Source organism: Streptomyces sp. YGL11-2, from assembly GCF_050054615.1.
In the GTDB taxonomy this organism is placed as follows: Bacteria; Actinomycetota; Actinomycetes; order Streptomycetales; family Streptomycetaceae; genus Streptomyces.
This window is the reverse complement of the sequence record NZ_JBNHIN010000073.1, coordinates 12605-34065: the sequence shown is the minus strand read 5'-3', so window position 1 is coordinate 34065 and position 21461 is coordinate 12605. Positions and strand designations below refer to the sequence as shown.

The 21461-nt window shown below is 63.8% G+C and carries 21 protein-coding genes and 1 pseudogene; 5 read left to right on the top strand and 17 right to left on the bottom strand.

Annotated elements, in window-relative coordinates; translation table 11 throughout:
* Positions 1-802: 802 nt before the first annotated feature.
* The 5 genes from ACO1BR_RS40080 to ACO1BR_RS40060 form a co-directional block, all read right to left on the bottom strand.
* Positions 803-4126: a hypothetical protein gene (locus ACO1BR_RS40080; RefSeq protein ID WP_426800039.1), complete on the bottom strand. Its 3324-nt coding sequence runs from the start codon at positions 4124-4126 to the stop codon at positions 803-805.
* Positions 4123-4590 carry a hypothetical protein gene (locus ACO1BR_RS40075; protein WP_426800038.1) on the bottom strand — a complete coding sequence of 156 codons (468 nt, stop codon included), beginning with the start codon at positions 4588-4590 and terminating at the stop codon, positions 4123-4125. The genes ACO1BR_RS40080 and ACO1BR_RS40075 overlap by 4 nt, the downstream gene beginning before the upstream one ends.
* A 3-nt stretch (positions 4591-4593) precedes the next feature.
* Positions 4594-4887, bottom strand: a complete 294-nt coding sequence (locus ACO1BR_RS40070; protein WP_426800037.1) for a hypothetical protein — start codon at positions 4885-4887, stop codon at positions 4594-4596.
* Positions 4888-5071: 184 nt separating this feature from the next.
* The gene (locus ACO1BR_RS40065) at positions 5072-5632 is read right to left on the bottom strand and encodes a hypothetical protein (protein WP_426800036.1); all 561 of its coding nucleotides are present in this window, start codon (positions 5630-5632) and stop codon (positions 5072-5074) included.
* A gap of 67 nt (positions 5633-5699) precedes the next feature.
* Positions 5700-6062: a hypothetical protein gene (locus ACO1BR_RS40060; RefSeq protein WP_426800035.1), complete on the bottom strand. Its 363-nt coding sequence runs from the start codon at positions 6060-6062 to the stop codon at positions 5700-5702.
* A gap of 388 nt (positions 6063-6450) precedes the next feature.
* On the opposite strand from ACO1BR_RS40060, the gene cas1 reads away from it, so the two are divergent.
* Positions 6451-8019: a CRISPR-associated endonuclease Cas1 gene (gene cas1, locus ACO1BR_RS40055; RefSeq protein ID WP_426800034.1), complete on the top strand. Its 1569-nt coding sequence runs from the start codon at positions 6451-6453 to the stop codon at positions 8017-8019.
* Positions 8020-8316: 297 nt separating this feature from the next.
* On the opposite strand, the gene ACO1BR_RS40050 is transcribed toward cas1, so the two are convergent.
* The 5 genes from ACO1BR_RS40050 to ACO1BR_RS40030 all read right to left on the bottom strand — a co-directional run bounded on the left by ACO1BR_RS40050 (position 8317) and on the right by ACO1BR_RS40030 (position 12006).
* The gene (locus ACO1BR_RS40050; RefSeq protein ID WP_426800040.1) at positions 8317-9084 is read right to left on the bottom strand and encodes an aminoglycoside phosphotransferase; all 768 of its coding nucleotides are present in this window, start codon (positions 9082-9084) and stop codon (positions 8317-8319) included.
* A 260-nt stretch (positions 9085-9344) separates the two neighbouring features.
* Entirely contained in the window at positions 9345-9512 is a 168-nt protein-coding gene (locus tag ACO1BR_RS40045; protein ID WP_426800033.1) for a hypothetical protein, read from the bottom strand.
* A complete protein-coding gene (locus tag ACO1BR_RS40040; protein ID WP_426800032.1) occupies positions 9499-10626 on the bottom strand; it encodes a radical SAM protein in 1128 nt (375 codons plus the stop codon). The genes ACO1BR_RS40045 and ACO1BR_RS40040 overlap by 14 nt, the downstream gene beginning before the upstream one ends.
* Before the next feature lie 317 nt (positions 10627-10943).
* The gene (locus ACO1BR_RS40035) at positions 10944-11141 is read right to left on the bottom strand and encodes a DUF397 domain-containing protein (protein ID WP_426800031.1); all 198 of its coding nucleotides are present in this window, start codon (positions 11139-11141) and stop codon (positions 10944-10946) included.
* Between the two features lie 13 nt (positions 11142-11154).
* Positions 11155-12006 (bottom strand): Scr1 family TA system antitoxin-like transcriptional regulator, encoded by an 852-nt coding sequence (locus ACO1BR_RS40030; protein ID WP_426800030.1) that lies wholly within the window; start codon positions 12004-12006, stop codon positions 11155-11157.
* A 381-nt stretch (positions 12007-12387) separates the two neighbouring features.
* Here ACO1BR_RS40030 and ACO1BR_RS40025 point away from each other — a divergent pair, with 381 nt between their 5' ends.
* Together ACO1BR_RS40025 and ACO1BR_RS40020 are read left to right on the top strand one after the other, a co-directional pair.
* On the top strand, positions 12388-12696 hold the full coding sequence (locus ACO1BR_RS40025; protein ID WP_426800029.1) for a hypothetical protein: 309 nt from the start codon (positions 12388-12390) through the stop codon (positions 12694-12696).
* 1688 nt (positions 12697-14384) lie between these two features.
* Complete coding sequence (locus ACO1BR_RS40020) at positions 14385-14723, top strand: hypothetical protein (RefSeq protein ID WP_426800028.1); 339 nt, start codon at positions 14385-14387, stop codon at positions 14721-14723.
* Here ACO1BR_RS40020 and ACO1BR_RS40015 read toward each other — a convergent pair.
* The 3 genes from ACO1BR_RS40015 to ACO1BR_RS40005 form a co-directional block, all read right to left on the bottom strand.
* A complete protein-coding gene (locus tag ACO1BR_RS40015) occupies positions 14624-15130 on the bottom strand; it encodes a DUF302 domain-containing protein (protein ID WP_426800027.1) in 507 nt (168 codons plus the stop codon). The two genes, ACO1BR_RS40020 and ACO1BR_RS40015, sit on opposite strands and share 100 nt — an antisense overlap.
* A complete protein-coding gene (locus ACO1BR_RS40010; protein WP_426800026.1) occupies positions 15127-15885 on the bottom strand; it encodes a hypothetical protein in 759 nt (252 codons plus the stop codon). The genes ACO1BR_RS40015 and ACO1BR_RS40010 overlap by 4 nt, the downstream gene beginning before the upstream one ends.
* 362 nt (positions 15886-16247) lie before the next feature.
* The gene (locus ACO1BR_RS40005) at positions 16248-17177 is read right to left on the bottom strand and encodes an NAD(P)H-binding protein (RefSeq protein WP_426800025.1); all 930 of its coding nucleotides are present in this window, start codon (positions 17175-17177) and stop codon (positions 16248-16250) included.
* Between the two features lie 255 nt (positions 17178-17432).
* Between ACO1BR_RS40005 and ACO1BR_RS40000 the strand changes: the two genes are divergently transcribed.
* The gene (locus ACO1BR_RS40000) at positions 17433-17648 is read left to right on the top strand and encodes a hypothetical protein (RefSeq protein ID WP_426800024.1); all 216 of its coding nucleotides are present in this window, start codon (positions 17433-17435) and stop codon (positions 17646-17648) included.
* A gap of 537 nt (positions 17649-18185) precedes the next feature.
* On the opposite strand, the gene ACO1BR_RS39995 is transcribed toward ACO1BR_RS40000, so the two are convergent.
* The 4 genes and pseudogenes from ACO1BR_RS39995 to ACO1BR_RS39980 form a co-directional block, all read right to left on the bottom strand.
* The gene (locus ACO1BR_RS39995) at positions 18186-18749 is read right to left on the bottom strand and encodes a histidine phosphatase family protein (protein ID WP_426800023.1); all 564 of its coding nucleotides are present in this window, start codon (positions 18747-18749) and stop codon (positions 18186-18188) included.
* 344 nt (positions 18750-19093) lie between these two features.
* Positions 19094-19321 carry a non-oxidative hydroxyarylic acid decarboxylases subunit D gene (locus tag ACO1BR_RS39990; RefSeq protein WP_426800022.1) on the bottom strand — a complete coding sequence of 76 codons (228 nt, stop codon included), beginning with the start codon at positions 19319-19321 and terminating at the stop codon, positions 19094-19096.
* Positions 19322-19539: 218 nt separating this feature from the next.
* Positions 19540-19791: pseudogene (locus tag ACO1BR_RS39985) on the bottom strand (phenolic acid decarboxylase); the annotation flags it as partial.
* Positions 19792-20095: 304 nt separating this feature from the next.
* A complete protein-coding gene (locus tag ACO1BR_RS39980) occupies positions 20096-20272 on the bottom strand; it encodes a hypothetical protein (RefSeq protein WP_426800021.1) in 177 nt (58 codons plus the stop codon).
* Positions 20273-20786: 514 nt separating this feature from the next.
* Here ACO1BR_RS39980 and ACO1BR_RS39975 point away from each other — a divergent pair.
* On the top strand, positions 20787-21227 hold the full coding sequence (locus ACO1BR_RS39975; protein WP_426800020.1) for a phage tail protein: 441 nt from the start codon (positions 20787-20789) through the stop codon (positions 21225-21227).
* Positions 21228-21461: the final 234 nt, after the last annotated feature.

The window sequence follows — 21461 nt, the reverse complement described above, 5'->3', positions numbered from 1 at the left end:
CCACCCCAACCATCAGGTTGGTCCCACCAACCAAACCCACCAGCAAACACCGCAAAAAACCCTAAATCACTGGTATTGGACCTAAAAGATGTGGCGAGCCGACGGCGTATGCGGGCATCTGGGTGGGCGGTCGTAGGTTCGGCGATGGGAAGGCCCGGCGGACGTTGGTGGGCCGTTAGCGGGGCTCTGAGGGGTGTTCAGCGAGGTTGCCGAGGGCAGCAGTATCGCGGGCAAGTCGGTTGAATATGGCGCGGGTTGCGTTGGGGTTTGGCTGGTGTGGTGATGGTGTGTGCGGTGTTGGTTCAGGTGGTCCGTCGCCCGTTGGCTGGACGGGTATGGGGTGCTGTTGTGCTGCCTTGCGGTCGTGTTCGGCTTGCAGGCGTGCGGCAATGTCGGTGAGTGGGGCGGGTTCGGGCTGGTAGTCGTCTGGTTCGTCGTCGCTGGCTTGAGGGATCGGTGGGGTGTGGGCGGGTATGGGGGTTGCATTGATTTGTTTCCGCGAGCTTTCGGTTCTGCGCCGTGCCCGGTATTTTCGCATGCGTTCTCGTTGCGCAGTTTTACATTGTTCGCATCTGCATCCGTCTCGGTATCGTCCGCCGGTTCCGTGTGCGGAATCCTTGCCGATGAATTCTCGTGAATTCATGGTGCGCTCCTCTCGCGCGTGCGGGGTGTCTTCTCCGCGTGCCATCGCTACAGCATCGCTACCCCTAAGAACAACCTTCAGGACGCCCCGGATAATTCCGGCCTCACTGAAAGAGGTTTCGGAACCCTGCAAATCTGCGCGGAAATAGCTACCGGACGACTATGGGTCTTCCGTAAGGGCGTGCGGCTTGGGGCTGAGTGCTTTGGAATCGACCCACATGGCCAATACGACATCGGGCGCAATGAGTTGCGAATGGTAGCCGATGCGCACTGTGTTTACACCGACATCGGCAGCCACTCGTTTAGCGGCGGTGCGGGTAATGGCGTGAGCCTGGAGGGCGTTTTTTATGTGTGCGCCGTTGAAGAATCGAACCATGGTGGCATGGTTGACAGTGACGGGAAAGCCGAGCGCCCTATACGGGTCAAGGTGGTTGGGAATGGCCCCGTTTCTTTCCGGGATTTGGAACGACTCCACGCGGTTTCGTATCTCCTCGGATTCATCGTTGACGATCCGGGCTATCTCGCGAGTGGTCAGGTTGGCGAAAGCGTGCCGGATAATGCTGCGGTCTTCGTGTGGGTACTGGGTGAATACCTGTCCGAAGTTATCAATCATCTGGTGTTGCACGTCGTCAATGCGGTTGGACTCCTTGCCGATGTGAACAATTTCCTTCGCCCGGACGGTGCGGCGGAACAGGAGTCCGTTATAGGAGTGGGCGCAGGGTTTACCGTCGGACATGGCGGACTTCCACTCCCGGTGGTGGAGGTACTGGAGTAGCACGATGCGATGTGCTCGGACCGGGATGCACGCTGAATTGGCGGGGCCTGTGGTGACGCGTATTGGTGGCGCTGCGGGGTCGGTGAGTGTTTGCCATTCCTGCGTGAGCCATGCGGCAGGGTCGGCGCTATAAGGGGCGAGAAATCGCCGGGGGAAGGTTTCCCCTGGGTTGATTTTAGTCCGGTCTTCGCTGACCAGGAGAACGAAATTGAAGGGCTTCACCATGTCTCGGTATTCCTTATCCTGGTTCCATCGATGGAAGGCACGCATCACAAATGGTGAGCTGATGGTGATCTGCGAGAGGGCCGGATTCCTCGCCCATTCCGGATCGGGCGCCTGCTGGCCGTGGGCACGGTCTACGATCCATTGCCACGTCTGCCGTATCCAATCGCGTCCGGCGGGATCGTCTGGGTCGGCGGGGTTAAGGTAGAGACCGAGGCCGTGTTGCATGAATGCGTCCTTTCCGTCGATGGCTCCCGGCACGACGGGAGCGCCGTTCTCGTAGGTGAAAAGGCAGTAGCGTTTTGCACTGATGGCGTATCCGTAGACTTGATTGGCTTTATTGGTGCTGCCGGTTTCGTCTTTGAGTAGTTCGGGGATGTTGCGGCGGTCGTACGGGTTGAGTCGGTTGATGGTGTCGCGGATGCGCTGCACTTGGGCGTGACTGAGTGCCGTAATTGCGGCGCGGCCGTCCGGCATTCGCTTCGGTCCGCCATCGCACGGGATGCGTCCACCGTTTCGATTAGTCACGATCGCCATGGAATCGGTGTCGCAGAAAAGCCACGTCCCGCCCGCGTCTGTGACCAGTTTCTCGACAATGGCCAGCATGAGCCGAGCGGCCCCAGTAATGACTGCCCCGATGGGCGGATAACAGAATTCCTGTGCCTGCTCCACAGCGTTGGGTGTGCTTTCCCATGGCTGATCATAGATTCCATAGGCAGGCGTGCCCCGAGGTGGGGCGGAATCGTTGCGAAGCATCTCGACGTAGATTCCATAGCTGCCGGAGTTCGCCAGGACTTTCAAGGCTTCCGCATTGCGTTTCACTTCCTGCCCGGAGGCTTCCGAGGATATCTTGGCCTTGATGGCCGCGCGACGCTCCACCACCATTTTGAAAAAGTCATCGCGCGCCGGGTCGATGCGTTCGGTTCCGCCGAGCGCGACCGAGGCGAGAGTATCCAGCTTTTCCGCACCGGGAACGAACCGCACGACAGCGAGGATTTTCGGTGCTTTCCCGGCAAGTAGGCAAGAGGCGAGAACATCGGACATGGTGTACCACACGGGAATTCGGCACGTGAACCTATTGATTCCTACGTTGTAGGCTTCGGTCCCGTAGTGCGCTCGCACGGGCAGGACATCGCTGTCAGGGATTATCTGAACGAATCCGGTGAGCTTCGGCCAGATATTCGGGTCGAGGACGGCAGGGGCGCCGTTGTGTGCGACAGTTTCGGCAAGGCGGATGAACTGCTCGGTTTCCTCCTTTCCATCAAGTACCGTGAGTGTTTTTGCGGTCACGTGGTCCCATAGGTGCATGAGCGTGTTCACCGTGGGATACATCGATGTGAAGTCGCATACGGTGACCGGGACGACAGTATTTCGAATATGGGCCTCCGCGCGCCCGCCGTAAAAAGTCGCCACGCAATTCCCCATCAGCAGCGGATCGGCCGGGATTCCGGGGCGTTCCAGCATCGGAGTAATTCCCATCTCCCGCAGGTATGCCTTAGCGATCGATGCGGGCGAAAAGACCTTTGACGGAGGCAGGTTGATCGGGTGGTGCACGTATTCGGAAAGCGCCCGTACACACAATTCCGTCGTGGCCCGTACGTCCTGGCGCGCATAGGCAACGTATTGCTTGGTAATAGTGCCGTGTTCCTCTACCCGGGCCTTGTGCAGCTCCTTGGGCAGAGCGAACATCTCACAGGCCGCCGCCAGGCTAGTGGCCCGGTTGGTCATCCCCCAAATCAACTGCCGCAGATCGAGGAACTGGCGACGCTTGGCGCTCAATTCCCGGTCCGCCTTCGAGTCCGCCGAGAAAGTCCAAGAGATGGCAGCCTTCTTGGAATCCATATGCCGGATCGTCAGACGCGGCCGGTAGCGGTTCTGTTCGCGCTCGGTGATATGGCGGTGGCGACGCGAGCATTCGACTAGGCATGGCGCGACATCGGGGAACATCCGCAGGCTAAATGATCCCTTGCGGGCCACCTTCACCGCCCCATCGGCAGCGCGGGTATTGCGCGCGTCTCCGAATCCGTAGGCAAGGCGTGAAAGATCGAAGGGGAGATTGAATCCTACGAGCGTCGCATCCCCCAAAATATTGCCCTTGCGGTTCTTCCGCGCGACGCAATAGCGCCACACGTATTGCTCCATGAATTCAGTCCGGGTCACCAGGTCGATTCCACGCGCCGCCGTGTACTGCTCCAAAATCCCATAACCGACCGGATCGGTCTCTGGCAGATCATCGGCGTGGAAGGCAACTTCTGTCTCCACATGATGCGAGAAATACTCTGCCCTTCCATTGGCATTCTTTCGCCATCGCAGCCGGGCGAGTCGGGCGAATCCGAAAGTGAGGGACTGGGCCGTATCGATGGTGGTTTCTGTGTCAATGACGAGTATCCGGCGTGGAGGGTCTACCGGGGCGCTCGGGTGTGGCACGGTTCCGCGTTTCCCGGTCCACGCGCGGAATGCCACGGTCAGGTACTCATCCGGGTTCACTGCACACTCAGCCAGATCAAAAATGCAATGAACGCTTCTGCGGCGAATGATGTCGCCGGTTTCCCGGACGCTTCGCAGAACTGTGTATATGCAGCCCACAGGGATTCCATCTGCCGTGCGGTATCCGGATGGGCCACTGTGCCGGGTTCTTCCGCCATCGCCGATGATGGCCGGTAGGTGAATCCCGCCGTCTCTCGCAACGCCAATATCATGCCGTGCGCCGCAGCCATTTCGACGGGCAGGCCCGCGCTTTCGTAGGCGCGGGCGGCAAGGTCGATAATCGCCAGGCCGATTCGCTGAACGGCATCGGATGACGTCCAGGTCCGTTCGTGGACATCCGCGATTGTCAACGCGTTGTGGCAATCTGGGCACACGTCGATCGTGATGTCACTGTGTCGCCATCCGCCGATGTGATGGGATTCTATCCGGCCCGTTCTGCCGCAGCACGCGCATACGCCCGTCATGGCTCACTCCACATAGATGGACTCGTAGGCAAAAGGCTCCACACGGGCCCATAGCTCAATATCCGTGGGATCGCTGGCGAACTCAGCCGGCGGGTGTCCGCCGGATCTTTTTCCCTCGTATCGCTGTAACCGCCTTTCGGCGCCTGGCTTGCCTTCCAGGAAATTCCGCACATGCGCCCAATGCCGCGCTATCGCTTCCCGCTCGGCACGGCTCAGCCCACCGACTTCAACCGTTTCCACGGAATTTCCCAACTGCGCGAGCACGTACATGCTTTTGAAGTACTTGCCCGGCTGCATCCGCACATCGCGTGGCGTCCGCTCCTCCGCATCCCGTGCAAAGGGGCGGAACGTACCCCGGTTGTACATCTCCCGTGCACTGCGCCGCGAAATCCCGTATTCCTCAGCAATGCGCGCGGCTCGTTCCCGCGATCGGGGCGACAAGTCACCCCACGATTTGCGCGGGCCGCTTCGCCCCGTCATTTCACCTCACCAACACACCGCGCAGCGACCGCACCCCGTCCCATCGCGAAACGCCATAGCGGGCCGGAGCGCCGGGCAGGTCCGGCGGGAACATCCGCCCGTTGAAAATGGCCCAGCATATCCAGTTCACCCGCTCACGGTGTGCCGGGTGGGGGCGTTGCAGCCCGTACCGCCATGCCCCCTGTGCAGCCTGGATACGCTCCGGGATCGTCCAGCCGTGGTCCAGGTACCAGCGGTGCGCCGAGCACGACCAACACCCGCACGAACCCAAATCGCCTGTGCAATCCGTCCAGCACTTTCCGCACGATTGCGTGTTGCCGCTCATCAAATGCCGCAGCCAAAAAGAACGCTTCGTACCGCAATCACAAAGCGCCCGGCAGCGCCCCCGCTCCCCGAGTTCCAGCAAAACGAGATGACCCAACCGGTCGCCTGGAAGTGGGTGAATTTCCTCCGGCGTGCCCGCAACGCGCACCGGATTATCATCGTCCATGAAGAACGGCGGCGCATACCACGTGATGGCCTCACGCCGGTAAATCACGGATTCGCTGTTTTCGGTTATCATGGCTACCATCCCTTTCAAGCAGTCTCGGCCCGCCGCCCGACCCATCGGACGGCGGGCCTCTCTTCTTCTATGCCGCGTTCTTCGGTCGTCGGCTCGGCTTGATCCTGGCGACCTTGCGTGCCTGCTCCTCCGGCACTCCGCCTGCCACGTCCAAAGCGAACCGAACCAGCTCTGAAACCGAAGAGTTCGGATACATCCTGCGAACCTTCTCCAACTCCTCCACTGGAATATCCGCATCCACCCGCCCGCCACGCTCGGCAAGACTGGTCGAATTCGCGAAAACGACCGCACGGGCATCGGATGCGGGCATCAACAGGCGCAGAAGAGAGAACCTGACCACCTCCGCCTTGTTCGCACCGTCCAAGCGGCTTTCATACGCAGCCTTACTCAACGCCCCGTCGTTAATGTAGGCGGCTATCGATACCTGCATTCCGGGCACCCCTTCCCTGGGTCTGTGCCGTTGCTGTTATCGAAGGTAGGTCGATGCCAAGGAGAAAAGCAAGCGTCAGGATAAATACGCTTCTGACCTGCGCGTCTACAAATTGAAGAAGAATTGCGACGGCGGCCTACAAATTCATACGGAATGAAGCAGAGAATCCGAGTCGATTCAAGAACGAATCCACGAGGAATGCCGACAGAACTGCGACAAGAGAGGGAAGAAATCCAACGGAAGTCCCGTAGAAACCGGGTCCGTTCCTGTGAAACCCCTGCCCAGTCAGGCACCCGGCCGGTATCGTGGGCCCCACAACAACAAAGAGCCCCGGCCAGCGCGCCAACGCCGGACCGGGGCAGCACCGAACGGGATAGGAGCCCGAACGATGCACAACCAGGAGACTACCCCCGTCGCGCTCACCTACGACAGGGAATCCAGCGACCCACGCGTGATCGTCGCCGACGGCATGGGCGTCAAACTCACCGTCCGCGCCGGTCGCCTCACTATCGCCGACGGCATCGGCAGGCACCGCCGCACCCGCACCCTGGACCGCGCACAACGCACCGTCGAACGGATCGTCATCCTTGCTGACACCGGATTCCCCAGCTTCGATGCGCTGCGCTGGTGCGCAGACAACGGCATCACCGTGCACGTCCACGACCGCGACGGACGCACCATCGCTGAAGCCGGAGCACTGCCCACTCCAGACGCCCGGATCACCCGCGCACAGGCCCTGTGCGGCGAAGGCAAGTCCCACCAAGTCACTGGATTGGCCATCACGAAAAAGTTGTTGACTGGCAAGCTGTCTGGACAGGCAGACATCGCACAGACACTGCTTGGCCAACCGTCCCGCGCCGCCGCTATCCGCGCATGCGCTACCGCAGTCAACGACGCCGACACCATCGCCACCGCCCGGGGGTTCGAGGGCAAGGCCGCCGCAGAGTACTGGGCTGCCTGGACCGGCACCGTTGAAATGGAGTTCACCGGGAAGCGCGCCGCCACGCTCCCGACCGAGTGGACGGTGTTCATCGGCAGGGAATCGCGCATCGGCCGTTCCCCGCGCCGTGCCACCGAACCAGTCAATGCCCTACTGAACTATGCCTACCGGGTTGCCGAGTCTGCATGCGTCACTGCCTGCCGCGCCTACGGCATCGATCCAGGCATGGGTATCTCCCACGCAGACAAGGACGGTCGCGACTCCTTCGCCCTGGACCTGATGGAAGCCGTCCGCCCGGCCGTGGACCGCTTCGTTCTGGGGATGCTCGGGTACGGCTGCGACACCGGGCGGGAGTTCACCGCCGCCGACTTCACCCAGACCCGCGACGGGACGTGCCGGGTGTTGGCGCCCCTCACTCATGAACTCGCCGAACGGCTCTCCGGCTGGTTCACCGACGCAGCCCATCACGCTGCCGATGTGCGGCGCACGCTGGCTGCCGTGGCGACTGGGGACGTGCCTGCCGCACCCCGCCCGTCCGGTCCCACCGGCCGCAGCCTTCCCACCGCAGCACGGGGCCCCCGCCGCACCACCGCGCCACGTCCCACCCGGCCCGCCAGCACGAGCAAGCCCGTCCGTGCGACAGTCGCCACGTCGAGTCCAACCCTTCCCCAGTCAGGGGAACTTGAACGGGCTTCACTCCCCACCTGCCTGTCCGAGCACGCCAAACCCACCGACGTGCTTCCTGACGACCTGTGGGCCACCGCTGAACCCCTACTGCCCGTACCCGTCCAGGAGAACCGCGCGGACGCACGCGCCGACCGCCGGGCGGTACTGGCTGGCATCGTGGCCGTACACGTCCTCGGGTGCTCCCCGTCAAAGCTTCCGCCGACTCTGGGCACTTCCCGTCGAACCGTCCAGCGCCGTTACGCTGCCTGGCAGGCCGATGGGACATGGGCACGGCTCCAACCGCTCCTGGACACCTCCCAGCACGTCCAGGGCATGCTCACCGCAGTCTGATCCGGTATGCGATGGGTCCCGTACCGCGATCGGTCTGGGACCCGTCCCGTGCCAACCTCCGTAACTCTGCGTCGATTCCGCGGGACGCGCCGGCGGGACCCTGTGCCCCACGATGTCCGAATCGGGGATCACCCTGCGTTGCTCTCGACGGTCCATGCCAACACCGCCCGTCGGCAGGCTGTACGTGAACCAGCGGTGTTCTGTATGTCATCCCAGAGACGTACAGCGGCCCCGGCCGGAGTGGTGAGAGGGCAGCGCCCGCCCGTCTGAGGGAACGCGGGCGGGCCGGGGCCGTGTCTATTTGGTGGCCTGCCGGTACTCCGCCCAGCGACGGGATGCGGCAACCATACGGGCGGTCCACGGGTCCGGGGCGTCTCCTGCGATCTCTTCCCAAAGGTTGGCGCTGGCTTGTGCGAAGGCGTCAATGCCTTTGGTGGGGGCGGTATGCCAGGCAGGCACTCTGCCTGCCCATTGTTCAGCTGATTTGGGATCGTGGCCACCAGCGGAGATCAACCAAATTACCCAGTAACCGGCGTCCAGCCATGCGGCTCCGCGCGTCGCCCATGCCCAGTCAACGAAGTGTGCACGATCATCAACAAGAACGTTGGCGTTATTCAAATCGGTGTGTAGCAGGCTGGTGCCGGTGAAGAGTTCGAGTTCCGCAGGGTTGGCCGCGTAGCGTTCTAGACGTTGCTCAGCGTGCTTCAACTCAATGGCCGGGCACGGAACTTCGCCCAACCTGCGCAGAGCGTCTGCAACCTTTGGCAGGTCTGGTGAGCCTGGTGAGTAGTCCGCGTGATGTCCTTCCAGGGCCTCGAATCCCAATAGGTCCCAACCGGCTGTTTCAATACGCCAGAGCAGTACGGGGGCGATTCCGCGAACGAAGGGGTTCACCTCAGCTTCTCGGCGCTGAGTCCATACGCGTTTGTGGTCGGTTCGGAGTCCCTTTACGTGACAACTGCCAGTCTCCGAATATACGCGTGCGGCGATTTCGCTATTGAATCCTTCGGTTGCCGCTTCGATCTTTAGAACCGGCCCGGTCTGCTCTTCGATGGCATGGAGCACGGCTGTGGGCAGTTCTTCAANACTGCCAGTCTCCGAATATACGCGTGCGGCGATTTCGCTATTGAATCCTTCGGTTGCCGCTTCGATCTTTAGAACCGGCCCGGTCTGCTCTTCGATGGCATGGAGCACGGCTGTGGGCAGTTCTTCAAAGGCGATACGGGTTGTAGCCACGGTCCTCACACTCTCATACGACGGGCCGCGCGGGCCTCACGACGTGTGAACGCCGTGGGGCCCGCGCGGGGTGCGGTGCAAACTGTCGCTTACCGGTATGGGTTGTCGTCGTTGCAGCCGGGGATAGTGCCTTCCGTCAGCGCTTCCACGTCGTCCACGATGACGAGGCCGACGGGTTCAGGGCTTGTCGGGGCAGGGGTGGCCGACTGGGGGAGCGTCGTCACGGGAGGGGTGATCTCCACGTCAATTGCGGTCATGCTGCTCTCCGTTTCCGTGTTGACAGTAGGTGCTGAGTGGTGCCTTCGCTTCCTGGTACGCCTTCGCGAGCGGTCGGCAGACTCGGCACGTCGCGGAGAGCTGACAGCCGCTACAGCCGCCGGAGCGAAGCATTTGGGCATCTGCGATGGCAGGCAGACGCAAGAGGCCGTCCAGTCCCTCAGTCATCAAGTTGATGGGGTTCTCTCGCCCCACCTTGCACATGGTCGCCAGTCCGTGCGGGTCCACGTGGAAGAACGTGTGTCCGGCTGGGCAGCCCTTGAAGATCGTGGACTTATCCAGGAACCCCGGGGCTTGTGTGGCAAGTGGCTCGGGTCCGCCGTCGTACGTCGGTGAGATGTTCGCGTATTCCTTGTACGTTGCGGCGTACTTCTCTGCCATGCCGCGCATGGCGTTAACTTCGTGTGCATTGTGCTTCGTAATGATGAGGGCGAGTTCGAGTGGAACACCGGCTTCTTCGGCTGCGCTGAGTCCCTTCTTCAAGAGCTTGAATGCTCCCGGCTTTCGAGTGAGGGAATCAAAGCTCTCTGCGGACGCGCCGTATAGCGACACGGTTACCTTGTGGGGCGGCATGTTCGCGAGGAGTTCGATCGTTTCGGGTCGATGGAGTCGAGACCCGTTCGTAAGAATCTCGATCATCATTCCCAGGCTGTACGCCTGCCGGTAAGCGTGATGGAAATCTCGGTCAATTGTGGGTTCGCCACCCGTGAACTGAAGCCAGAGGACCCCCGCGTCACGCAGTAGAGCTAACAATCGGTCTTTCTCGTCTCGCGGCAGTCCAGCGAATTTCCGTTCCGCTAAGTAGCAGTGTTCGCAGTTGTAGTTGCAGCCCTTGTTGATTTCATAAGTTGCGCGACTGTAGTTCAGGCGTGTGATGGATCGAACGAGGACAGTTCCCTTACCCGGTCGTGCATCGAGCTTGAGTCCCCATGCTTTTCGGGCTGCGTTGACAAGCCACGCAGGAAGGGGGAGATCTCCAGATACGGCCCCTTTCAACTCGCGGTAAAGGTCATGAGGAATGTGAATTCCTTGGCGCGACCCGGGTCGCACGATGACGAACTTCTCGTGTTGCGGACTGGCAATCACTTGGTGCATGTGTCCTCCCCTGCACCTGGCGGCCACAGGACCGGCAGGACTCCCGGTCGCCGCGTCGCGAGACCCATCGGGCCCCCTGCGTACCTTGCGAGGGCGGCAAGGGGAAGAGGGCCCCGGACCGCCGCCGCGCGGGCACAGTCCCCCCAGGGACCGCGCTCCGTCCGGCGACGCGGTGTGACCGTAGCGTCACGCGTCAGGTAGTCGCAAGAGTGGTGCCGCGCAAGTCGCATGAGTGCGACCAAAGTTGAGCACACATAGCGCGACGGCCCCACGCCGTTACGGGCAGCGTGGGGCCGTCGCATGTGATCGTCCGGGCGTCAGATCAGGTGATCGAACTCCCCGGCCTTGACGCCCTGGATGAACGCTTGCAGCTTGCTACGAGTCGTCGTCACGACCACATCAGGCGCGTCACTTTCCCGCATGAGAATTGCGTCATCATGCGGAGCAAGTTCGATGCATTCCTCGGGGTTACCTCCGCCAGAAAAGGATGATTTTTGCCAGTTGAGTTCCTGCATATCACTGTTTCCTTTACAGTTCTCGCGCGAGCTTCTGGATGAATTCGCGCGAAGCCTCGGAGGGCAGCGACGCTTTCACGGTGCGTCGCAGTATGCGGCGGTAGTTTTCCAAGTGGGTTTCCGCATCTACCAGCACCGAACTGTGAACCGCGTCCACTTGGACTGTATCGAGTTGCGGCACCGATCCGTAGGCAAAAGTAAGAGATCCATTGGCGCCTGGGAATCCGCCAGCCTCGAACGGGATGACATGAACGGAAATACCATCCATGTCTCCGAGGTCGTTGATGCGGTTAAGTTGTCGCCGCTGAATATCAGGGTCGCCGTACCGCATCCGCAACGCGGCCTCATGGATTACGAATGTGCAAGGTGTTGGATGTTCGCGTTCCATGATGCATTTACGGCGCATTCGGAAGGATACGAATCGCTGTATATCCCGGGCAGGTCGCTCAGGCGCAGACAGTCGGAAGAGAGAGTCCGCGTAATCTTCGGTTTGCAGTAGTCCAGGAACGTAAACCACATTGACGATTGTCAGGCTCGTTGCATGGTGTTCCAGTTCCGCGAGATCCAAGAGGTTCGCAGGAAGGATTTCCCGGGAATCTTCCCACCATCCTCGGGTGCGATCTTCCGCCATGGAAATCAGCGCATCAATATACGCGGAATCAGGGCAGGCGTAGATGTTTGCGAGTGCTCTGATTCGTTCCTCGCTTACGCCGAACCGTCCAGCTTCCATATTGCTGATACGAGTACGGTCCGTACCCAATTCCTTACCAGCGTCAGCAATGGAAACACCGGCGTGCTCGCGCATCTTGCGCAGTTCCCCGCCCAAACGCCTTTGGCGGGCGGTGGGGACTCTCCTCGGTGGCATCGCACCCCTTCCAGTCGTCGCCGCTCAGTGTCCCGCGTGACCCCCCTTGGGGTCTACTCAGTCCCCCAGGGGTCGCACGTGAGGATGTCATGGGGTAGCACTTGTTCCCCTGCGTGCCCTACAGTCCTCCCCTGTACGACGCGGCACCGCCGATAAGACTCCAAGTGCAGCCGGACGAAGCTCCGTTGACGGAACGTCGCCCCGGCCGAAGCCAGGCACGGCAGCCGCGCAAGCAGCGAAAGGAGTTGGTGGCTGGTGCTGCAAAAACCGTCAAGGAACGGGGCACCAGTGATCACCCCGACATAGGACCGGCCACATGGCAAGACCCCCGCGACGCGCGAACGTCCGGGGGCGTGGCCTCAACCGCTTGGAGGTTGAAGCATGCTCCACACTATCCGAACGATCTTCGAATCTCTGCTGTGCCGGTTACTACCGGCCCGGGGTCGTCACCGGTCCGCCGACGCACCGCCCACCCCCGAACGCGACACCCCCACGCTCACCATCCCCCGCGTCCCCGCCCGGCTGGAACTGTCGGTGCTGCGGGGCGAGGACGTGCCCCTCATCCGTCCGTACGTCCTCACGCCCCAGGAGCGGCGGTTGCAGCGTGGACGGCGCCGGGCGCTGTGGTTCGCGGTGTACGACATCGACGCGGGGCCGCGTCGGATTCACGGTGTCGAGGTGGGGTGCTGATGGCGCGGGGACCTAAGCCGGTTGCCGGGTGTGATGTGTGCCGGGCGCTGGCGAAGCAGCGTGCGGCGGCGGAAGCCCGGGGGGATCGGGTGCAAGTGGCTACGTGCAACACAGAGTTGCAGAGTCACCCGCATAGGAAGGCGACGCGATGAGTTGGGGGCGTCAACGACGCTGTCCGGCACGGCGGTCCGTCGCGCTGAGCCGCAAGGAAATGCAGTTCTGCATGTTCCATCAAATCGAGGTCCACGAGTCTGACGAAAAGTGGGTGCGGTGCGAGTTGGCGTATCGCCATAAGGGGCACCACTACGCCGCGACGGAGTACACGCGGTACTGGTGGGCGCGTAGCTCAAAGGGGGCTGGCCGGTGACGGTGCACTGTCCGATGATGTCGGCTCACGACATGACGCCGTTGAGTCGGTGGGTGTACCGCTGCGAGGAACACGGCGTGACGCTGGTGTTCCATGCGCCGGGGCCCGCGTCGGCTTCCTCATCGCTCTCTCAACCCGTTGTGCGGGGGTCGGGGCCGGGGAACATGGTGCGTCTCGCGCGGCCTTCGGAGAACGGTCCGGTATACGTCACGAAGAGCCGGGGGACGCGGTACCACGTCATTCCCACTTGCTACACGTTGGGTCGGGGTAATCCGGTGCCGGTTGTGGCGGTGGTGTCGCTGAGTAAGGCGGAGCGTGATGGCCGGACGCCGTGTCTTCATTGCGTGCCGAGGAATTAGGGAGTGGTGGCGTGCAATGGTCCTCATCTCGAATGCCGTGGGTGCCTGGGGTGGGGATGGACGAATGAGCAGTTGCTACGTGTTGATCCGGGCCTGTGTGGCGTCACGGTGCTGGCGCCGCTGGGGTGTTGGTGGTGTGGGCGCCGGGGGTTCTTCTGTCAGGCGCCTGTGCGGTGTGGGGGTCGTCATGAGCCTGGTACGCCCTTGATTGAGGTTCGTGGGATTCCTCCGGTGTGATCTCGCGTAGTGTTGTGCCGTTGCCTGAGTGACCGAGCTTTCAGGCGACGAAAGGACCCGTCAGCGTGGGGCTGACGGGTCCTTTATTTTTCATATTGGTATGTCAGGGCTGCCGCCACGACACCACGAAGAACAGCCCAACCAAACAGCAAAACACCACAGACACCCCCACACGAAACCCCAACCAACCCCAGACAACCCAACGAACCAGTCACCCCAAGCAGCGAGAACGCATAGACCGCATGGCTGACTGGGCGTCAGGTTGGCTTGGATCAGAGATCATGGGCTTGTTTCCTTACCCGCTACGCCCCCCACCGCCGAGGAACAGGACCTCGACAACGAGCTCGACCGGCGCCTGGCCAAGGCCGCCGGCCGGTGAGCGACGCAATGCACATCATCCTGGACGAGACCGCGATGTCCGCCACTGGCAGAGGCAGCGTGCTGGCTTCCCGCCATCGTCGCCACCAACGACCCGCAGAGCTGGCACGGGCAGCCCGTCCGAGTCCTCGACCTCAACCCGTAACGCGCCAGCCCCGGCTCAGCATCCGCCGTCAGCCGCAGAGCCCGCCGGGCGCCCCTGGCCGCCGGTGTTTTCGATGCGGACGCCGACCACTCTCACCTCGGCGGATGAGGCGTGCCTGCGGAAGTTCCAGCGTCCTCCGACGATTCTCGGCTCGGTTCTCGACGTCGCGGTGCGGTTGTGCACGCTGCGTTGACTGGGCTTCGTGACGGACGAGGTTTCCTCTGCTCCGCCGGCGGAGGTGGGGCGGTTGGCCCGGCAGCTCGGCCTGCCAGTCGAGGTGCTGCGCGGCAAGGGGGGTTCCGGTCAGCAGACGCGTACGGATCATCTGCGGCAGGTGGAGACGTATCTGGGGTGGCGGTCGGCGGCGTCGCTGGAGCTGAAGGAGCTGGATGAGGCCGGGCCCCCGGCCGCACCGTGCCGGTCGGCCGCCGCCAGGTGGAGTCACAGGTGGGGAGGTGCGTCGCCGCCGAGGAGGGTGATCAGCTGGCCGAGGAGGGTGTCGAGTTCGCGGCCGACGTCGGCGATGTGCGGGTTGCCGTAGCTGGCGAACAGCAGGCTGGGCTGGTCGACGGCGAGTTTGGTGTCGCCGTCGGGGTCCGCGTAGAGCAGGGTCCGCAGTGGTGCGTGCAGCATGACCGACGGGTCGTGGCGGAACATGCGTTCGGCGATGGTGTGGTTGCCCATCAGGTACTGCGTGGCCTTCCAGGTGGACGGCGAGCCGGCCATGACGGCGGTGATGTCGCTGCGGTAGTAGCGCATGAACCCGTGCGGGGCGTTGATCTCGGCGAGTTCGAGCGTGGCCTGCCAGGAGGCCATCTGGAAGAAGCGGTGGAGATCGATCTCGGGGACGAGGGCTTCGTAGTGCTCGCGCGCTGCATCGTAGGGACGGGGGAGTGCCACAACCAGCCGCCGGGCGGGGTGGTCGATGACGGCGGTGTCCGTGGTCATGGCTGTGCCTGTTCGTCGTCAGAGCGGACGATCTCGACATCGTGGATGTCGAGCGTGATGGAAGGGAGGTTGAGGTTGACGGTGTTGTCGGGGTTGCGGCGGAAGACTCGTCGGCGCGTCGCCACGAGCAGTCCGTCGAAGCTCTGGTAGCGGCTGGTGTAGTGGCCCACGAGGGTGCTGCCGTTGACCTCGGCGATGTAGTCCATGCGGCGTTGCATTCCGAGGACGTCGAAGTAGAACACTTGGTCGGGGTTGTGCGTGGCGATCCCGGGTGGGAAGTGCACCTGCAGGCGTCGCCAGGTCTGCCCGGCTTCGCGCCACGGTTCGATCTCGCGGACCCGCACGTCCGGATGGGTGAAGAGGAACGGGGTGGTGAAGTAGTTCCAGCACGCATAGCCCAGGAAGTAGCCGAGGTGTAGAGCGTCCCAGGCGCTGTTGCGCAGCATTCCCCTGAAGCTGGCGCGTGCGGGGGCGAGGGTCTCGACCGGTTCGCCGTCGAGGGTCTGCATGGTGACGCTGTCGGCGGCGGCGTCGAAGACCATCCGCCGGTCGGGACGGGTGAACGGGCTGAACACGATGTGCTCTCTGACCGTGTCGAGCGTCAGGATCTGGTCGAACGTCTTCTCTGGAGGCCAGCCCTTCATCGCCCAGATCGGGCCACCGATGGAGATGTCGACTTTCAGGCCGCGCAGGGTGTCCCAGAGTGCCTGACCGCCGGCGGTGGCGATTGCGAGATCGAGGAGTTCCTCACTCATGGGCGGGGTACTTTCCGTCGCGATGCCTATGGCGGTCAGCGTGCCGGGAGCGGCAAGAGCGTGCAACCGCTGGCGGCGCGGCCCATCAGCCGGGCATCGGAATCGCGGACCCCTGCCTGGGCGAGGCCGGTGCGACGGCCGCCGTTGAGGACCGTGCCGACGGTGCAGACCACGGCGGTTCGTGGACCTCCTCCACATCGACATCCGCTGACCGTCACCGAGCTGGTGGGCCACCAGACCTTCCGGCGGCTGTCAGGGGCGGACGAGAACGAGGCCGACCTTGGTGGGCCGTACGATGGTCGGTCGGCGCCTCCCATGGTCAGGCCGCAACCCGCTGGAGGACCCACGATGAGGACGCGGCTTCAGGCGCTGAACAGGCCGGGGTTCTGACGGACGTAGTCGGCCACCCCCGAAGGAGGTCGCCCGATGACCTGCTCGACCCCTTCCGCCTTGCGGTCGTAGCGATCCTCCGCATGAAGGCGAGCCATGGTGGAGATGTGCTGGAAGACGTGGTCCGGCAGCCCCAACGGCCTGAGATCGTCGTCGATCCATTCCTGCAGGGGGACGTCGGTGTAGCCGACCGGTCGGCCCAGAGCTGCGGAAACCTCCGCCGCCACAGCGGCGATGTCCTCCGAGCGCGGGCCGGTCAGCTCGTAGATCCTGCCGATGTGCGGGGCAGGATCGGCCAGGATCTCCTCCACGACCGCGGCGACGTCCCCGGCCGCCACAGGGGAGGTCTTCGCCCGGCCGAAGGGCAGCCTGATGCTTCCGTACTTCGCGATCGAGGAGAAGCCGACACGGAACAGCGGGTTCTCCAGGAACACGGTGGGCCTGACCTGGACGACGGGCAGGCCCGACCAGCCCAGGACCTGCTCCGCCAGCCAATGCTGCCGCTGCTGAACCGACTCGGAGGTACTGGTGAGGTCCATCTCGGAGACGGTCAACTGCGACATGTTCACGAACGCTTCCAGGCGCCCGTACGCGCGCGCGACGGCCACCGTCGTCACGGCAGCCTCCAGATACTGCGCCGACACACTCATGCCGAAGTACATGCGTCCACAACCGGCCAGCGCTGCGGCGACGTCGCCCGCGCGCGTCAGATCGCCGACGACGACCTCGGCACCCGTCGCGCGCAGCGCCTCCGCCCGCTCGTCATCGCGACGCACCATGGCTCGGACGGGCAGGCCCCGTTGCCGAAGGCGTTCGACGACGGATCGTCCGACGGCACCGACACTGCCCGCCGCGCCCGTCACCAGAATGGGCAACACACGGGCTTCCGGGGTGCGGTCCATAGGAGCATCGTGGCGGTGCACACCGCCAGGGCGCAACCTGGAGCGCGACAAGCCGTCGGCGCTGCGACAACAGTCAGCTGACCGGATACGGTCATGGTCGGCGCGACGGCCGCTTTCACGGGAATCGCCGCCCCACGATTGCCGCGACGGCACCGCAAAGCGTCGCTCATGAAACAGCCCGCCGGGCGGAGGCCGTCCTGCGGAATCGGTGTTTCATGAGTTGTTGCAAACGACTCGATTCCGGAAACACCCCGCATGAAGCGCGAGTGCATCCGCGACCGCACGCTCGAAGGCCACGAGTCCGCCCGCAGGCGTGGCAAGACCATCGGCGGCGCGGGCGTCACCGACGAGGCCATGCTGGACTTGGCCCTCCACCTGCGCAGCCAGAGCATGAGCCGGCGTGACATCGCCACCCGGCTGGTCATCACCAAAGGGACGAGAAGAGCGAGCCCCCCTCACCCGCCACCGTGATGGGCATGCTGCGCGAGCACGACGGGCAGACGGTCGCCACTGAGCCGGAGCTCACCCGGTGAAGCGCGTGCAGCCGTTACGGCAGGTCGGTGCCTCCTCCGTTGTTCTTTCGGCGAGAAATACGGGGACCCCTGGGCAACGAAGGTCTGCATCGGGCGGCCGTCGGCGATGACCGACGAACAGATCCGGCAGGCCCGAGCCCTGGTCGCGCAGCCGGATGGCACGGTCACTTTGATCGTGAAGCTTCTCGGGGGGTCTTCCCTACGACGCTGGGCAAGTACGTGCCGGGGCTGGCTGCGGGCCGCGAGTCCTTGGTTTCCTCTTCTCCCTCAGCTGTGTTGCCCGCCGCTCGCTGGCCTGCTCGCGCGCCTGGTCCTGGGTCTGGGGTGCTGTGTCGCCATGCTGCTTGGCCGCGGTGGTGCCTGCGTCGGCGCGGAGTGGTCACACCGGCCCTGGCCGCATCGCGGTAGCAGCTGCCGAGCGGTGAACTCATCGTCCCGGAGCGGTTGTTCACGGCTGGGACGTGGCGGGCGCGCTCTACAGGCTGAGGGTCCAACGGGCCGCGCGTCCGGTGAGTGCGACGGTCGACAGGGGGCGTAGGTCGATGTTCCAGTACGTGGCCGGGGGCGCTTTGAGGGCGTAGACGAGCGCGGCGCGTACGACCGCTGGTTCGGCGACCGCGACGATCTTGCCGCCGTCGTCGACGGGCCGGGTGTCGAGCCAACGGCCCACGCGTGAGATGAAGGCGAGTAGGGACTCACCGCCGTGCGGGGCCGCGCGGGGGTCGGCGAGCCAGGTGTCGACGGCGTCGGGTTCGCGGGCTGTGACCTCGGCGAGGGTGGACCCGCTCCAGCGGCCCATGTCGCAGTCGCGCAGCGCGGGCTGTGCCAGCGGCGTCAGGCCGAGCGCTTCGCCGGTGTCCCGGCTGCGCGGGGTCGGCGAGCAGTAGCGCAACTCGGCGGCGGCGAGCGGCCGCAGGGCATGGGCGGCGCGTTGCACCTCGTACCAGCCGGCCTGGTCGAGCGGCCGGTCCTCGTGGAAACGCTCGGCCAACAGCGGGGCGCTGCGCGCGGCCGTGAGCAGTGTCAGCCGAACATGCATACGGCGATCGTACGGGCCGCGCTCCCGCATCGCGCAAGCGAAAGGGGGACAGAGCGGGCGGGTTGCGCATGTTGTCCAGGGGGAGCGCCGGCACATTCGACCTGGACAACGGGGGTGATATTCAACTGGACAAGGGATGCGGCAGCGCTGTGCACATCCTTCTCCCCACGTGCGTGGGGGGATCCGCGCTAGCGCCTGCCCGCTTCAGCGGCTGTGCACTCCTCCCCGCGCAGGTGGGTCGCCCCGGCGGGCTCGCGCAGGGGTACCGAGATAAGCCCCAAAGTCGCCAGCAGTTGCTTCACATCGTCTCCCGACCCGCTTGCCCGAGGGCCCGGCGCAGCGGGTCATGTGCGCAGCGTGTCCTGGGAGACGCGGAACTCCTGCGGGAACTCCTGCGGGAACTCCTGCGGGAACTGATCCGGGTCGGTCTGCTGTGGAGATTCCGTGGAGCGGAATCCGTACCAGCACTGTTGGCAGACGTAGTACTCCCAGGCCCCTGGGAGCGGTGAGGTGGCGACGGTCGGTACGGCGGTGTGGTTGCAGCAGGGACAGCGTTCCGGAGGCGGTGCCATGGCCACATGCCTTTCAGGAAGGTCATCCATTGCCGGTGTTCCGGGTAGGGCTCGACAACCGGGTCTATTCGGGCGCCGCGGACGTTCTGGTCTACGGGTGTGGTGGCGTCGAGCACCATCCTGGTCGTAAGAGCGGGAGGCGTAGTGGAAGGGCCGAGGAGGGGCCTCCCAGGTGGGTGGGACGGTGACGACGTCGTAGGACGGGTGGACCGCGGTCGAAGGGCCCACATCACCTGATTGAGGTCGAAGGGGTCGACGAAGTCGTCGGCCATGATGACCAGCTTCGCGTATCCCAGTCTGTGCGGGCTGGTCGTGCACCGTAGCCCCACCATCTTGGCGAACCCGGCCTGCCGGCGCGTGGTCGAGATGATGATGACCAGCCCGTGGGTGTACATCCCGTTGACGCTGCGGACTTCGGGGAATTCGGCCTGCAGCTGCTCGCGCAGCGGCATCGAGGTGTTGAGCGCCATCAGGTAGTCGATCTCGGTCCAGGGCACGCCGAGGCAGAGGTGTTCGTAGACCGGGTTCTTGCGCATGTGCACGCACCAACGGCCGCACCGTCCAGCAGGAAGCGAAGATCCGTAACGCCGGACTCGACCAACTCGCCCAAGGCTGCGTCATCTCCGAAGACGCCGGCCACCAAGGGCTGTCCGGCACCGTCGTCACGTGACGGGGCGAAGGCTTCGGCCGTGATGCCCTGGCATCACGGCCGGCTGGTCGGCTTCGATCCGGAGGCGACCAGCCCCGACCCGCTGGCCGCACACTGGGAGGAGCTCAGTCGCCTAGAAGCCAGGAACCGACTCTGTGAAGGCCGTCGGTGATCCGGACAGTTCCGATCTGAGCAGTTACGACGGTGGGATGGTAGCCGTCGTCGGCGTCGGCGGTGCCAGCTCCAAGAATGATCAGTGCTGAGGCGGCTGCTGCTGTAGCGAGAACGGTCAGGTGCTTCACGGGGACCTCCACTGGTCAAGGCGACTTGTCGGCAGCATCATTCGCAGTCCTTCCTCCCGCCACCCGGACCTCCTCCAGCTGGCGGCCATGTCACTCCAGCGCTGCGGCGGCGCTACATGGGCACCTCCGGCTCAAGTGCCTCCTCGACCTGCGGGCCTTCGTCACGATCAATCTGTGGTCGGCATCCGGTGGCCCAGGTTTCCCGCGAGGTGCCGTGCCGCGATGGATACGAACCTGATGCCCTCGGGGCGCAGCGGCGCGACGGTGTGACTGAGCGCGACACTTGCCCGTCGTGCATTCCGGTTGCCCCCTGAAGGGTTCCGCTCGCGCTCGTGGCCCCCTACCGAGAAGGCAGGCGACATCGGTGCGAGGGCGGGCGGGTCGATCGCCGGTGCGCTCAACCGGCTCACTCGAACGGGTGGATTTCGTTTTCGCTGTGGGCGCGGCCGGACACGATGTCCCTGATCACGGGGCGGACGGATGCTCCTGTGACGCCAGACCTGAGGGCGGATCGATGTCGGACACGGCGGCAGTCGCATATCAGTGCCAGGTGGAACTTGGCGGACTTCGAGTGGAGACGCTCAAGAGCGTCTCCGCCATCACCGTGGACCAGGAGTACATCGACGTGGTTTCGATGACCCCGGACGGAAAGATCACGTGGGACTACACGCACGGGCTGCCGGGCTGGAAGAACGTGACGCTGACGCGCTCTGCGGACAAGAGCGACGAGTTCACGCGGTGGATCCAGGAGGCCCGCGATCCGGCCGCGAGCGGCGGGGAGCGGGACCTGGTCCTGGTGTTCGTCAACGCGAAGAACCAACCCGTCAAGAAGATGTCCTTCGCCCGGGTGCACCCCGTCAGCTGGAGCGGTCCGGGCGTCACTGCCGGTGAGTCCGGCGTGGGAGAAGAAACGCTCGAACTGCGCTATCTGGACGTCGACACCAAGTTCCTCTGAACTGCTCTGGCCCTGCTGCATGAGCTGGAGGTATACCTCCAGCTCACGTAGCAGGCGGCCACCACCCCCGGGACCACGGTTCTCCTGGATCTTGAAGTCTGCGACTGTCTGTTGATGACGCGGCTGTGGCGTCGACCGCTAGGTGGCCAGTGACGCTTTGATTCCTACTGGTCAGGCGGCTGTGTGGAATCCTGGTTGGCCATTATGTCGTCCAGCAGTTTGCCAATCGGGCGT